Origin of the sequence: Pseudomonas fluvialis (genome assembly GCF_002835605.1) — a bacterium.
In the GTDB taxonomy this organism is placed as follows: Bacteria; Pseudomonadota; Gammaproteobacteria; order Pseudomonadales; family Pseudomonadaceae; genus Aquipseudomonas; species Aquipseudomonas fluvialis.
In genome coordinates, this window is sequence record NZ_PIYS01000018.1 from 83,978 (window position 1) to 96,576 (window position 12,599).

16 protein-coding genes, 1 tRNA gene and 1 pseudogene are annotated in these 12,599 nt (G+C 65.7%); 16 read left to right on the forward strand and 2 right to left on the reverse strand.

Features of this window, described 5'->3' with window-relative positions:
- Nucleotides 1–5: 5 nt before the first annotated feature.
- From CW360_RS10050 to CW360_RS10060, 3 genes are all read left to right on the forward strand, one after another.
- Nucleotides 6–1,217, forward strand: a complete 1,212-nt coding sequence (locus tag CW360_RS10050) for a methyltransferase (protein ID WP_101193601.1) — start codon at nt 6–8, stop codon at nt 1,215–1,217.
- A 272-nt stretch (nt 1,218–1,489) separates the two neighbouring features.
- A tRNA-Thr gene (locus CW360_RS10055) sits at nt 1,490–1,565 on the forward strand.
- Nucleotides 1,566–2,252: 687 nt separating this feature from the next.
- Entirely contained in the window at nt 2,253–2,621 is a 369-nt protein-coding gene (locus CW360_RS10060) for a hypothetical protein (protein ID WP_101193602.1), read from the forward strand.
- 41 nt (nt 2,622–2,662) lie between these two features.
- Here the strand turns inward: CW360_RS10060 and CW360_RS10065 are convergent, their stop codons facing one another.
- Both CW360_RS10065 and CW360_RS10070 read right to left on the reverse strand, forming a co-directional pair.
- A complete protein-coding gene (locus CW360_RS10065) occupies nt 2,663–3,721 on the reverse strand; it encodes a phage portal protein (protein ID WP_101193603.1) in 1,059 nt (352 codons plus the stop codon).
- Entirely contained in the window at nt 3,718–5,475 is a 1,758-nt protein-coding gene (locus tag CW360_RS10070) for a terminase ATPase subunit family protein (RefSeq protein WP_101193604.1), read from the reverse strand. Before CW360_RS10070 ends, CW360_RS10065 begins: the two co-directional genes overlap by 4 nt.
- A 151-nt stretch (nt 5,476–5,626) precedes the next feature.
- On the opposite strand from CW360_RS10070, the gene CW360_RS10075 reads away from it, so the two are divergent.
- The 13 genes and pseudogenes from CW360_RS10075 (at nt 5,627) to CW360_RS10130 (ending at nt 12,582) form a co-directional block, all read left to right on the forward strand.
- Nucleotides 5,627–6,484, forward strand: coding sequence for a GPO family capsid scaffolding protein (locus CW360_RS10075; RefSeq protein WP_101193605.1), 858 nt, complete (start codon nt 5,627–5,629; stop codon nt 6,482–6,484).
- A gap of 33 nt (nt 6,485–6,517) precedes the next feature.
- A complete protein-coding gene (locus tag CW360_RS10080) occupies nt 6,518–7,588 on the forward strand; it encodes a phage major capsid protein, P2 family (protein WP_101193606.1) in 1,071 nt (356 codons plus the stop codon).
- Nucleotides 7,589–7,591: 3 nt separating this feature from the next.
- Nucleotides 7,592–8,305 (forward strand): phage terminase small subunit, encoded by a 714-nt coding sequence (gpM, locus tag CW360_RS10085; protein ID WP_101193607.1) that lies wholly within the window; start codon nt 7,592–7,594, stop codon nt 8,303–8,305.
- Between the two features lie 101 nt (nt 8,306–8,406).
- Complete coding sequence (locus CW360_RS10090) at nt 8,407–8,871, forward strand: head completion/stabilization protein (RefSeq protein ID WP_101193608.1); 465 nt, start codon at nt 8,407–8,409, stop codon at nt 8,869–8,871.
- Nucleotides 8,871–9,080, forward strand: a complete 210-nt coding sequence (locus CW360_RS10095; protein ID WP_101193609.1) for a tail protein X — start codon at nt 8,871–8,873, stop codon at nt 9,078–9,080. The genes CW360_RS10090 and CW360_RS10095 overlap by 1 nt, the downstream gene beginning before the upstream one ends.
- Nucleotides 9,071–9,568 carry a hypothetical protein gene (locus CW360_RS10100; protein WP_212633292.1) on the forward strand — a complete coding sequence of 166 codons (498 nt, stop codon included), beginning with the start codon at nt 9,071–9,073 and terminating at the stop codon, nt 9,566–9,568. The genes CW360_RS10095 and CW360_RS10100 overlap by 10 nt, the downstream gene beginning before the upstream one ends.
- Nucleotides 9,561–9,950 carry a putative holin gene (locus tag CW360_RS10105; RefSeq protein WP_101193610.1) on the forward strand — a complete coding sequence of 130 codons (390 nt, stop codon included), beginning with the start codon at nt 9,561–9,563 and terminating at the stop codon, nt 9,948–9,950. Before CW360_RS10100 ends, CW360_RS10105 begins: the two co-directional genes overlap by 8 nt.
- A gap of 2 nt (nt 9,951–9,952) precedes the next feature.
- Nucleotides 9,953–10,234, forward strand: coding sequence for a phage holin family protein (locus CW360_RS10110; RefSeq protein ID WP_101193611.1), 282 nt, complete (start codon nt 9,953–9,955; stop codon nt 10,232–10,234).
- Nucleotides 10,231–11,070: an N-acetylmuramidase domain-containing protein gene (locus tag CW360_RS10115; protein WP_101193612.1), complete on the forward strand. Its 840-nt coding sequence runs from the start codon at nt 10,231–10,233 to the stop codon at nt 11,068–11,070. Before CW360_RS10110 ends, CW360_RS10115 begins: the two co-directional genes overlap by 4 nt.
- A complete protein-coding gene (gene lysB, locus CW360_RS10120; RefSeq protein WP_101193613.1) occupies nt 11,067–11,510 on the forward strand; it encodes an Rz-like lysis system protein LysB in 444 nt (147 codons plus the stop codon). The genes CW360_RS10115 and lysB overlap by 4 nt, the downstream gene beginning before the upstream one ends.
- Nucleotides 11,425–11,616, forward strand: a pseudogene (lysC, locus tag CW360_RS17080) (Rz1-like lysis system protein LysC); the annotation flags it as partial. The gene lysB and the pseudogene lysC, both read left to right, overlap by 86 nt.
- A complete protein-coding gene (locus CW360_RS10125; RefSeq protein ID WP_101193614.1) occupies nt 11,613–12,137 on the forward strand; it encodes a phage tail protein in 525 nt (174 codons plus the stop codon). The pseudogene lysC and the gene CW360_RS10125, both read left to right, overlap by 4 nt.
- The gene (locus CW360_RS10130) at nt 12,130–12,582 is read left to right on the forward strand and encodes a phage virion morphogenesis protein (protein WP_101193615.1); all 453 of its coding nucleotides are present in this window, start codon (nt 12,130–12,132) and stop codon (nt 12,580–12,582) included. Before CW360_RS10125 ends, CW360_RS10130 begins: the two co-directional genes overlap by 8 nt.
- Nucleotides 12,583–12,599 lie beyond the last annotated feature (17 nt).

A 12,599-nucleotide genomic window follows, 5' to 3' on the forward strand; every position in this document is an offset into this window, starting at 1 on the left:
GAGCAATGATCCTCAGCGGCAACGCACTGGCCGAGCGTTTCCAGGCACTGGACGCCTTCCTCGACCAGCATCAGGACATCTGGCGACCGCGCCCGTTCACCCTGCTGGAGCTGCCCTGGGAAACCCGGCACCCCATCTTGGCCAACTGGCTGCGCGCGCGCAGCCTGGAGCAAGCCGAAACCCAGCACAATCACCCCGAACAGCTGACCGAGGCGCCACCGCCCTACCCCGAACTGGCCGCACAGGCCAGGCAGCTGATCAGCCTGGGGCAATTTCCCAGCCATTCATTGGGCGATACACCACACAGCCTGTTCGTCGACGTCCCCGGACGCAAACGCCAGCAAATCGAAGCCTTCGCCAGCTGCCTGCCGTTTCGCACTCAGCCAACACACTGGCTCGACTGGTGTTCCGGCAAGGGACACCTGGGTCGCCTGCTAGCCTGGCCCGCGCAGCAACTGACCTGCCTGGAGAGCGACCCGGCACTGGTCGCCAGCGGCGCACAGCTCAGCCAGCGCCTGCACCTACAGGCCACGCACCGCCAGCAGGACGTGCTGGCCAACGACAGCGCTGCCGCCCTGCATAGCGATCACACCCCGGTAGCCCTGCACGCCTGTGGCGACCTGCACGTGCGCCTGCTGCAACTGGCCAGCGCCGCCGGCTGCCCGCGCCTGGCCGTGGCCCCCTGCTGTTACAACCGCATCAGCACCGCGTACTACCAGCCACTCAGCCGCCCGGCGCAACAGTCCACCCTGCAGCTGTCACTGGATGACCTGCGCCTGCCGCTCAGTGAAACCGTCACTGCCAGCTCACGTACGCGACGCCAACGCGACCAGTCGATGGCCTGGCGCCTGGCCTTCGACCTGCTGCAGCGAGAACTGCGTAACAGCACGGAGTACCTACCCACTCCCTCGCTGCCCGCAGACTGGCTACACAAGCCCTTTGCCGACTACTGCCGAGACCTTGCCGCGCTCAAGCAACTCCCGCCGCCGCCTCCGCGCAACTGGTCGGCGCTTGAGCAACAGGGCTGGCAACGTCTGGCCGTAGTACGCAATCTGGAGCTGCCACGCGCCCTGTTCCGCCGCCCACTGGAACTCTGGCTGCTCCTCGACCGCGCCCTCTACCTGCAGGAACAGGGCTACCAGGTGCAGCTCGGGCTGTTTTGCGCCAGCCAACTGACCCCCCGCAACCTGCTCCTGCTCGCTGAGCGCCCCGCCTGAACTATTCCACAGTATCTGTGGATAACTCTGTTGATGAGCCTGGGATCAATGCCTGCAAGCCGCTTCAGATCAGCCTTGCAAGGACCTGTCTAGTTTTCAGGCATCCCCGTTAAAACTTTAAAATTCATACAGTTACGAAAAACCGAGAAGCAGCGCACAAAGCCAGCAGCACACACTACATAGCACGTGCCTATTGTGCATAACCACCACCTGGCCAGCGTCCAGCAAAACCCTTTACTCGCCCCGCGCAATGGCTATAATGGCCGCCCCTAGCCGGTATAGCTCAGCTGGTAGAGCAACTGACTTGTAATCAGTAGGTCCCGGGTTCGACTCCTGGTGCCGGCACCATCTAAATCAAGCACTTACAGCCGTTCTGGCTTGAGTGAACGCGCCACAACGTAACAAGGCGCGTAACAAGACCAACGCACGTATACGCGTGCGCGCCCCTGCGCGATAAGGCTCCGGCCAAAGGTATAGGGGGGGTCTGAAAAAAGAGTAACATCAGTAATCTTGACCGTTTTACGCTCGCAAGCCTCTGATTTTTCAGGGCTTTTCTGAAACGGCAGGAAGTAATCTTTAAGTAACCTTGAAGTAATCTGATTACTCTTTGAAAAGGTGATTTTCGACCTTTCTAAAAGCCTTATAAATCAGGCACTTAGCAAAAAATTACCTTTTTGATTACTCCTCTGTTACTCCCTTTTGTAATCCTGAAAGCCCCAAAAGACGCGGCCTCCAGCACTGCCACAGCGCCGGATTACTGAAATTACTCTTTTCCAGAAGCCCCCCCTGCCCTTGTTACGCAGAAGCCGCTCAGCGGCAGCGTGATAAGCCCCCTGCGCGCAGGGATTCGCAGGGATAGCCACCCCCTTCATCACCTCACCAAGCCCCCGGACTGGGCCGGCTCGCGGTGGTCGCAGGGGTGCCGAAAAAACGACACATTTAGCCCGGGGGCGTGGCGGGGGGACGAGCGCGCGCGCCGGGTGCTGGCCGGTGTATGATCGCCACCTTTCAGGGCATCGACAGGGATGAACGAATATGGGGCAGGCAAAGAATCGCGGGACCCTTGAACAGCGGATCCAGCAGTCAAGGGCTCGCACTGAGCAGTTGGCCGAGCAGCTGGGCCTTGAACAGCGCTCTTTGGCGGACATCAAGGCCGATCTCGGCCTTCCAGAAGATGCAGCCTTCCATGGATATGCCGTCCATATCCCAGAGGCTGATGAGTTTCTGATGAGCCATGCAGACAGCCGCGACAGCACCACTCGCCAATGGGCTAAGCGGCCCGAGCTGGCCAAGTGTTTCGAGCAGTTCGCCGATGCCTACCAGCTTTGCAGGCCTGATCGCGGTGAAATCGTGGTCGGCGTATTCGAGACTGAGAGCCAGTACTTCGTGGCTGAGGTGATGTAAAAAAGCCGCCTCAAGGGCGGCTTCTTCATGGTCCTGGTCGTCTAGCTGGCGGCCGGCATCTCATACGGCCGGAAGCGCACCACCTCCTCCCCTAGCCAGTCGTTGATCTGCCGCAGCCGGGCCTGCTCAGGCTCCAGCTCGTTGACCGCCCATACTTGGGCCGCCTCGCGGATCGAACCGAAGCCCCCCGCGTTCTGCGGCACCACCCCCATGAGCTGAGGCGGGATGCGCAGCATCGCTAGCTGGTCGTCGCGGCTGATGTTCTTGATCGCGCCGAAGTCGTCCTTCGCCGCCACCTCGCTGATCGGGATCAGTTGCAGGCCGTCCTTCTTGCCGTTCGGCGCGTACATGAACAGGTTGCGGAAGTTGCCCGGCCCCTTGCTGTTCTTCATCGCGTTGCGCAGGTCGGTGACGAAGTCCTCGTTCTGCGCCGCGTCGGTCATGTACAGGATGAAGCCGGCATGGCTGCCGTTCTGGTAATACTTGCGGCGGAACAGCGTGGCGCTCTCGTTGAGCAACGCGCTCTGCAGGGCGGGCAGCCATTCCGGCAGGCCGTAGACCTCCTGGTTGATATCCGCCACCCGCAGGTGGCAGATGCTGCCGGCCTTGAACTCGTGCTCGTCCTTCCAGCCGCGCACCTGGTAGTAGGTCTGCAGGTCGGTACCGCGCCGCATGTACTTCGCCAGGCAGGGCTGCAGGCCGATCGCCTGGCGCAGCATGTTGTCGCGCTTCTCCAGGTACAGGTTGCCCGACCAGCCCCAGTCCATGGCGATCTGCTCGAAAGCCGCCCGGCTGAGCAGCCGGTGCGGGATGAAGGTGCGGGCAAGCGCGTTGCGCTTGAAGATCAGGCCCGACTGAAGGTAGACGCTCGCCTTCGACGACTTGGCCAGCCCGTCCAGCGAAACCGGCGGCTCATACCAGCGCCCGTTCGCCCAGCACTCCAGGTAGTCGAGAATTTCCCGGCCATCGAGCACCGGCATCGGGTCGCCGAAGGTAAAGGCCATCGACTGGCCGCCGTCGCCCTGGGCCAGCACCTCGCCCTCGCTGGCTTGTGCCGTGGTGGCCACCGTCTGCTGGTGGCGGTCGCGCCGTTTACTCATGAGTAGATCTCCATGATGCCGGTGTTGGCCACGGTCTGGCCCTCCAGCGGCTCGTTGTGCAATGCGTGAAAGAGCGCCCAGGCCAGGTCGGCGTGGCCGGTGTGTTCGTTACGCCCGGCGGTATAGGTGAACTGCCGCCCGCCCGGCGTGACCGTCTTGCGGATGGCCATCAGCGACGACGCCAGGTCAGTCCAGCCGGCGTCGAACTCCAGCCGGCCCTTGCTGATCACGTCCCAGGCCTTCATCACCAGGCGCGTCTTCACCTCCGGGCTGTAGGAGAAGGTCTTCAAGCCCGGGAAGAACTGGCGCACCAGCTGCGCCACCGCGCTGCCCAGGCCGGTGGTGTCGATGCCGATGTAGGTCACCCAGTAGCGGCGCGTCACCTGGCGGATCGTCTCGGCCTGGGCGTTGAAGTCCATGCCGCGGAACTGGTGCCGCTCCAGGACGCGGAACTTGCCGCCCGGTACCAGCGGCGGCGCCACCACGATCAGGCCGGCGGAATCGCCCGACTCGGCCGGGTCATAGCCCACCCACACCTGCCGATCGGCAAACGGCCGCATGGCCATAGGCTGGTAGTCCGTCCACACCGACCAACTGTCCACCATGCACGGCTGCAGCAGGTTGAGCGGGAAGATGCTCGCCCCGTCGTCGACGAACTGGCACATCAGCAGGTTCTGGAAGGCCGCCGCGTCGTACTCCAGGCGCAGCTCGTCGATATCGAACAGGTCGCAGCCACGCTCCTCGGCGTCCAGGATGGTGACGATCTGCCGCCAGATCCTGTCGTCGCACAGCCGGCCCTGCTGCAGCGCGTCGTGGCTCACGTCCAGCTTGAGGTGCTTGGCCGCCGGCTTGCCCTTGTTGAAGCGCTCGCCCGTCCAGAACGAATAGGCCTCGTGCGCCATCGAGCTGGGCGTCGAGAAGTAAGTGCGCCGGTACTGCTTCTGCATGGCCATGCCGCTGGCCACCTTGTTCAGCTCGTTGAATTTGAACGTCCAGAAGAACTCGTCGAAGTAGAAGTTGCCGTGGTAGCCCTGGGCGGTGCGCGCGTTGGTGCCCAGGAAGTGCATCTCGGCGCCGTTCGGCAGAATGATCGGGTCGCCAGTCAGCTCCACCCCGACCGTGTCGCGGGCGAAGGCCTGGATATACGCCTTGAAGATATGCGCCTGCGCCTTGCTGGCCGACAGGAAAATCTGGTTGCGCCCGGTGGTCAGCGCGTCGATCAGCGCCTCGCGGGCGAAGTAGAACGTCGCGCCGATCTGGCGGCTCTTGAGGATGGCGCGCGTGCGCTGGTTGCCCGCCCGGTACCAGTCCTTCTGGTAGTCGAAGCAGCCATCGAGAAACGCCTCCACCAGTTTCTCGACCATCTCCTCTGTGATGTCGTTGCGCTTGGGTTTACGCTTTTCCCCGGCGTTGCGCTTGGCCAGCTCCGGGTTGAGGTCTGTTTCGGTACCGCCCTCCTGGTAGCGCGCGATTCGCGCCTGCCTCTCCATTTGCCGGTGGAGCAGGTCGATTTCCTTGTAGTCCGCCCCGCTCTTCGGGTCCTTGAGGATCAGCTGCACCAGCCGCGCCTCGGTGGCGGCCTGAATACGCTCCAGCGGGCTGGCCCGATCCCACTCGTCGCGGGCCTTCCAGCTGTGCAGCGTCTTCTCCTTCTCGCCGATCAGCTCGGCGATCTCGCACACGCGATAGCCCTGCCAATACAGGTGCTTGGCGTGGCGGCGGTGATCGGTGGGGAGTTCGACGATAGCGTTCATGGCGCCGATGCTGCCGGTCGCGCGCGTGAGGCCCTACCGCCGCACGTTGTACCGCCCCAGCCACACAACCCCCGCGCGTTGCTGCTAACCGCCCCGCTGCCGACCATGCCCTCAACGAAAGGCCCACCGCCCCGGATTGAGGACAAGCCCCATGGCCGCAAACGCCACCGCCAAGAAGTACCGCAGCAAGTTCTTCCGCGTCGCCGTCGAAGGCGCCACCACCGACGGCCGCACCATCGAGCGCCAGTGGCTGGTGGACGCTGCCGAAACCTACAACCCCAACACCTACGGCGCCCGCGTCTGGCTGGAGCACTTCCGCAGCCTGCTGCCGGATGGCCCGTTCAAGGCCTACGGCGACGTCGTTGCCCTGAAAACCGAAGAAGTCGAAGTCGCCGGCAAGAAGAAACTGGCCCTGTTCGCCCAGATCGAGCCGACCGCCGACCTGATCGCCCTGAACAAGGCACGGCAGAAGATCTTCACCAGCATCGAGATCCGCCCGAAGTTCGCCGACACCGGCCGCGCCTACCTGGACGGCATCGCCGTCACCGACACCCCGGCCAGCCTGGGCACCGAGATGCTCAGCTTCAGCGCCCAGCATCCCGACGCCAACCCCCTCAAGGCGCGCAAGAATGACCCGGAGAACCTGTTCTCCGAGGCCATTGAAGTCGCCCTCGAATTCGAGGAAGTCACCGAGCCCGAGAGCAAGACCGACGGTCTGTTCAAGCGCGTGCTCGATGCCCTCGGCAAGAGCAAGGACAAAGCCGTCAAGGACGACGCCCAGTTCTCCGAGCTGACCGAAGCGGTCGAGGCGCTGGCCTCGCACGCCCAGGAGCAGGGCGAAGCCTTCACCGCAGAACAGAAGGCCCGCCAAGAGCTGAGCGCCAAGTTCGACAAGCTCGAAACTGAGCTGAACGACCTGGTCAAGCGCCTCAGCGAAACCGAGGACCACAGTCAGCAGCAGCGCCCGCCCGCAACCGGCGGCGAAGGCAAAGTGCTGACCAAGTTCTGACCCTCACCAGCCCGCACACCCGGAGAACACCCCATGCGTAACGCAACCCGCATCGCCTTCACCGCCCTGGCCGCGCAGATCGCCCTGGTCAATGGCGTGGCCAGCGCCACCGAGAAATTCAACGTCACCCCCAGCGTGCAGCAGACGCTGGAAAGCGCCATGCAGGAGTCGAGCGCCTTCCTCAAGGCCATCAACCTGATCGGCGTCGAAGAACAAAGCGGCGAGGCCCTGCTCGTCGGCGTCAACGGCCCTGTCGCAAGCCGCACCAATACCGCCGGCGGCAACCGCCGCAACCCGGCCGACGTGTCCGAACTGGCCAAGGACAGCTACACCTGCAAGCAAACCAACTTCGACACGGCGTTCCCCTACGCCCTGCTCGACGCCTGGGCCAAGTTCCCGGACTTCCAGGTGCGCCTGACCAACGCCATCATCGAGCGCCAGGCACTCGACCGCATCATGATCGGCTTCAACGGTGTCAGCGCTGCCGCGGCCACCAACCGCGCCACCTACCCGCTGCTGCAAGACGTCAACATCGGCTGGCTGCAGAAGATCCGCACCGGCGCCGCTGATCGCGTGCTCGATGAAGGCGCAGTGGCTGGCAAGGTCACCGTCGGCGCAACCAAGGTCATCAAGGTGGCCGGTGTCAACACCGAGATCAGCGGCGACTACCAGACCCTCGACGGCCTGGTCTTCGATGCCGTCCAGATGCTCGACCCGTGGCACCGCACCCGCCCGGACCTGGTCGTCCTGGTCAGCCGCGACCTGATGCACGAGAAGCTGCTCAAGGCCGTGGAAAAAGGCTCCGCCGCCAACCAGGAGGAGAATGCCGCCCAGGAGATCGTCAGCCGCGCCCGTCTCGGCGGCCTGCCGGTGGTCGATGCGCCGTTCTTCCCGGAAGGCACCGTGCTGGTCACCTTCCTCAAGAACCTCTCCATCTACTGGCAGGAAGGCGCCCGTCGCCGCCACCTCAAGGACGAGCCGGAGTACGACCGCGTGGCCGACTACCAGTCCAGCAATGACGCCTACGTCATCGAGGACTTCGGCGCCGTGGCCCTGGTGGAAAACATCGAGGCCATGACCTACCCGGCTCCGACTGAGGCCTAACCCATGAGCCTTTCCCTCGCCCAACGTAACCAGCTGCGCAAGCGCGCAGCCCAGGAGGCGGCAGCCGCCGCCCCCGCTGCGCTCATGGAAGGCGCCACCAACTACGAGGTGATGCTGGCCAAGCTGCAGCAGGACCAGTTCCGCCTCAAGCAGGTGCAGTCCACGGAAGGCAAGGCGAAGCTCAAGGCCGAGCTGCTGCCGGAGTACGTCCCCTACATCGAGGGCGTGCTCTCGGCAGGCCAGGGCGCCCAAGACGACGTGCTGGTCACCGTCATGGTCTGGCGCTTCGACGCCAGCGACTTCGAAGGCGGCCTGCAGATCGCCGAATACGTCCTGCGCCACCAGTTGGTCATGCCGGATCGCTTCAACCGCACCACCGGCTGCCTGGTAGCCGAGGAAGTCGCCACCGCGGCGCTCAATGCACAGAAGGCCGGCAAGCCTTTCCCGCTGGTGACCCTCAACCGCACCGCCGAACTCACCGCCGACCAGGACATGCCCGACGAGGCCCGCGCCAAGCTGGTGCTCGCCCAAGGCCGCGCCCAGTTGGCCCAGCTCAACTACGACGCCGAAACGCTCACCCCGGACGAACAGGCCTGGCTGCAGTTCGGCATCGACCTGCTCAAGCGCGCCATCGAGCTGCACAACAGTTGCGGCGGCAAGAAAGACCTGGAGCGCGCCGAGCGCCTCCTCAAGAAACACGCTGGCCCGGCCAGCTAACCGAGCGTCCCCACGCACCCCGGCGGCTCGGGGCGGATCAGCAGGCTCTCTCCTTGGACTGTCTGTGAAGCCCCGACCACCGCCGACCCAAGGGCCAGACCATGAGCGGATTCATCGCCTCCGGCACCACCGCCGCCGAGCACAAGATCGAGAACGACGCCTTCTGGCCGGACATCGACTGTCTCGACCTGCGCGCCGCCATGCGCCTGGACGCCAGCGTCACACCCGAGCGCATCGAGGCCGCCGCGATCAATGCCATGATCGAGGCCAACCGCGAGCTCGACCTCTACCGCCGCGCCCGTCAGGAGGAAGGCCACGCCAGCCTGGCCGACGTGCCGGCATCGCAGATCAAAGGCGAAAGCCAGCTGCTGCACCTCTACCGCCGCACCATCTACTGCCGCGCCACCGCCGAGCTGGTCGAGCGCTACCGCAGCTTCGACGCCACCAACAGCGGCGAGCAGAAGGCCACCGAGGACAGCACAAACATCGACGAGCTGCGCCGCGACGCGCGCCACGCCCTGCGCAGCATCCTTGGCATCAGCCACACCACGGTGGAGCTGCTCTGATGGCCAGCGTAATCGCCAACCAGGGCGACACCGTCGACGCCATCTGCTGGCGGTATTACGGCCGCACCGCAGGCGTCACCGAGACCGTCCTGGACGCCAACCCCGGCCTCGCCGACCTCGGCCCCGTCATTCCCCACGGCACCGCCGTCACCCTGCCGGATGCCGCCCCGCAAGCCGAACAACGCCAGGTGGTGAACCTATGGGACTGATCTACCTCGCCGCCTACAAAGGCAAGGGCAAGCTGTTCAACCGCCTGATCCGCCTATGGACGCACTCGCGCTACAGCCACTGCGAACTGGTCATGCCCGACGGCCGCTGGCTGTCGGCCTCGGCCATGGATGGCGGCGTGCGCGAGAAGTACATCGAGCTGAACCTCGAACACTGGGACCTGTTCCCGCTGCCCTGGGCATCCGCCGCCCGGATCGAGGACGTTTTCGCGCGCCACTGGGGGCTGGGCTACGACTGGCTCGGCATTGGCCTCAGCCAGCTGCTGCCGGTGGCCATCGACCACCGCGAGCGCATGTTCTGCAGCGAGTTCTGCGCCGCTGCCATCGGCTTCCAGGACGCCCAGCGCTACTCGCCGGCCCTACTGGTCGACGTGGTCGCCCGCATCAACCGCCTGCCGTTCGTGCAGCTCGGCCACAGCCTCAAGGACACCACCGTACTCCCCACACCTGAAAGGACTCACCATGGCTGATCCAACCAGCAGCTCCGTCGTCGTGGCCACGGCCGCAGCCGGCGTCGGCCTTGCCACTTTCCTGCCCAACATGGACGGCAACGCCCTGTTCGGCGCCATCATCGGCGCCGCCCTGATCGCCCTGAACCAGAAAGACCTCAAGGCCTGGCAGCGCCTGCTCGGCCTGCTGGTCTCGGTCGGTGCCGGCTACGTCAGCGCCGGCGAGATCGTCGCCCAGACCCCCATCACCCAGACCGGCCCCGGCGGCTTCGTCGGCGCCATTCTCGTCGTCCCCATCGCCCTAAAGGTGCTGGCCGTGGTCGAGCGCATGGAGCTGTCCGACGTCCAGGCCTTCCTGCAGGGTATGGTCCCGTCCTGGCTCAAGAAGGGCAAAGGAGAGTGAAGATGGTCACCCTGCTGCTGCACCTCGTACCCCTGGCCGCCGCCGTCGCCTACCTGGCCTCGGCGCTGCGGCTGCTGTGCTTCCAGCGCAACGGCGCCCGCATCCGTCGCGGCATCTCGCTGCTGGCCTGCCTACTGATCGCCGCCTTGCTCTGCGCCGGGCTGGAGATCCTGCTCTACCAGCGCCCCGTCAGCCTCTGGCAAGCGGCCATCGCCGTGCTGCTGTGCATCCTCGTCTACCGTTCCCGCGGCAACCTTGCCGCCCTGCTGAGGCCCTCTGTATGACCACACTCCGTCACGGTGACCGCGGCCAGGCCGTGCTCCAGCTGCAGAAGCAGCTCAACGCCCAGGGCGCCAAGCTGTTCGCCGACGGCGACTTCGGCGCCAAGACCGAGGCCGCCGTGCGCGCCTACCAGCTCAAGGTCGGCCTGGTGGCCGATGGCATCGCCGGCCCCAAGACTCTGGCCGCCCTGACCGGTACCGACTGCCGCCACCTGCTGCGCAACGCCACCCTGGTGGCTGCCGCTGAGCGCCTCGGCGTCGAGCTGGCCGTGGTCTACGCCGTCAACGAGGTGGAAAGCAGCGGCGCCGGCTTCCTGGCCAACGGCAAGCCGAAAATCCTGTTCGAGCGCCACGTCATGCACGCGCGCTTGTCCCTGGTACGCCACGACGGCGACGACAGCGCCGCGCTGATCGCCCACGCCGACCACCTCGCCGCCCTGCACCCGCACCTGGTCAACCGTCGCCCGGGCGGCTACGCCGGCGGCACCGCCGAGCACCAGCGACTGGCCCAGGCGCGTATGCTCGACGCCCTCTGTGCGGACGAGTCCGCAAGCTGGGGCGCCTTCCAGATCATGGGCTACCACGCCAACCGCCTCGGCTACGCCAGCGTCGCCGACTTCGTCAGCCGCATGGCCAGCGACGAGAACGAGCAGTTCGAGGCCTTCGTCCGCTTCATCGAAGCCGACCCGGCCCTGCACAAGGCCCTCAAGGGCAAGAAGTGGGCGCAGTTCGCCAAGGCCTACAACGGCCCGGCCTACGCCCGGAACCTGTACGACGTGAAGCTCGAGCGCGCCTACGAGCGGCACGCCAGCTGCGGCTGCAGCAAGGCCGCCGCATGACCACCCTGCGCCAGGCGCTCTACGGACTCGCCCTGCTCGGTGCCCTGGGGCTGCTGCTCTGGGGCCAGTACCAGCGCATCCAGGCCGAGCAGGCCCGCGCCGACCTGGCTGCCGAGAAAGTGCAGCAGCTGGAGCAACGCAACGCCCGCCAGGCCGCCACCATCACCCGCCTCGACGGCGCCCTGCAGGCCGAGCGCACCGCCCAGGCCTCACTGCGAACCACCCAGGATCTGCTGCGCCAGAACCTGGCCGCCAGCCTCAACCAGATCCAGGAGCTTGAACGTGAAAATGCCGACCTTCGCCAATGGTCCGCTCAGCCTCTGCCTGCTGCTGCTCGCCGGCTGCGCGAGCGCCCCGCCATCACCGGAGCCGCTGGTTATCGAGACTGGCTGCCCGGCCGTGGTGCCGTGCCGCCTGCCGCCGGCAAGCCCCGCCAGTAACGGCGAGTTGCTGCGCGACATCGAGTCCGTCGAGGCCGCCTGGGCCGACTGCGCCGCCCAGATCGACATGATCCACCAGCACCAACAGAGGGCCCCCCAGCCATGAACAAGCCCAACAGCCTGCGCGCCCACCTGCTGGAGGCCGTGCCCGAACTGCACAAGAACCCCGACCGCCTGCTGGTGTTCATCGACAACGGCACCATCCGCAGCACCGCCGCGCCTGGCCTGTCCTTCGAGTACAGCTACACCCTCAACGTCATCCTCACCGACTACGCCGGCCACCCGGACGCCGTGGCCATCCCGCTGCTGGCCTGGCTGCTGGTCAACCAGCACGAACTGCTCACCAACCTGGAGAAGGGCAAGACCGCCATCGCTTTCGAGGCCGACGTCCTGGACAACAGCAAGGTCGACCTCTCCATCAAGCTGCCACTCACTGAACGGGTGATCGTTAAGAAGCAGGCCGGCGGCACTCTGGACGTAAGCCACCCGGACGAACCGCAGCTGGACCCGTTCCTGGAAGCTGGCATCTGGCAGCTCTACGCCAACGGCATGCTCCTGGCCGAGTGGCAGAGCACAGCCCAGGACGGCGGCGACCTCGCCAGCCCGCACCCACTCCGCCATGGCTGATGATCTGCGCGCCCTGGAAGACTGGGCAGGTGCCCTACTGGCCAAGCTGGAACCCAGCGCCCGCCGCCAGCTCAACCAGCAGATCGGCCGCGAGCTGCGCCGCAGCCAGCAGCAGCGCGTGGCCAGCCAGCGCAACCCGGACGGCACAGCCTACGCCCCACGCAAGCCCCGCAAGCTGCGCGGCAAGGTCGGGCGCATCAAGCGGCAGATGTTCACCAAGGTGCGCCAGGCCGCGCACCTCAAGCTGCGCAGCACCCCGGATGCCATCGCCATCAGCTTCATGGGCCGCGTGGCCCGCATCGCCCGCGTCCACCAGTACGGCCTGCGCGACCGCCCCGAACGCGGCCAGGCCGAGGTGCAGTACGAGCGCCGCGAGCTGCTCGGCTTCACCGATGCCGACCTGGAATTGATCCGCGACCAGCTTCTGCAGCACCTCACCCGCTGACTGCGCGTTGTAGGGCA